Origin of the sequence: Streptomyces longispororuber, from assembly GCF_014656095.1 — a bacterium.
GTDB classification, from domain to species: Bacteria; Actinomycetota; Actinomycetes; order Streptomycetales; family Streptomycetaceae; genus Streptomyces; species Streptomyces longispororuber.
Genome location: NZ_BNBT01000346.1, coordinates 1 through 597 on the forward strand (window position 1 = coordinate 1; position 597 = coordinate 597).

The 597-nt window shown below is 70.4% G+C and carries 1 protein-coding gene; it reads left to right on the forward strand.

Annotated features, from left to right (window positions below):
* A partial coding sequence (locus tag IE330_RS38565) for an NADP-dependent phosphogluconate dehydrogenase (RefSeq protein ID WP_190140826.1) occupies window positions 1-597 on the forward strand: 597 nt, incomplete at both ends.

Consider the following 597-nt stretch of genomic DNA (forward strand, 5'->3'; position numbering starts at 1 on the left):
GTCGTCGTCGACGGCGGGAACTCGCGCTGGACCGACGACGAGAAGCACGCCGCCGAGCTCGCCGAGCGCGGCATCGGCTTCGTGGACTGCGGTGTCTCGGGCGGTGTCTGGGGCCTGCAGAACGGCTACGCGCTGATGTACGGCGGCGACAAGGAGAACGTCGCCAAGGTGCAGCCGGTCTTCGACGCGCTCAAGCCGGAGGGCGACTTCGGTTCGGTGCACGCGGGCAAGGTCGGCGCGGGCCACTTCGCCAAGATGGTCCACAACGGCATCGAGTACGCGATGATGCAGGCCTACGCCGAGGGCTGGGAGCTGCTCGAGGCGGTGGACTCGGTCACCGACGTGCGCGAGGTCTTCCGCTCCTGGCAGGAGGGCACGGTCATCCGGTCCTGGCTGCTGGACCTGGCGGTCAAGGCGCTGGACGACGACGAGCACCTGGAGCGGCTGCGCGGCTTCGCGGCCGACTCCGGCGAGGGCCGCTGGACGGTCGAGGCGGCCATCGACAACGCGGTGCCGCTGCCCGCGATCACCGCGTCGCTGTTCGCCCGGTTCTCCTCGCGCCAGGACGACTCGCCGCAGATGAAGATGATCGCCGCG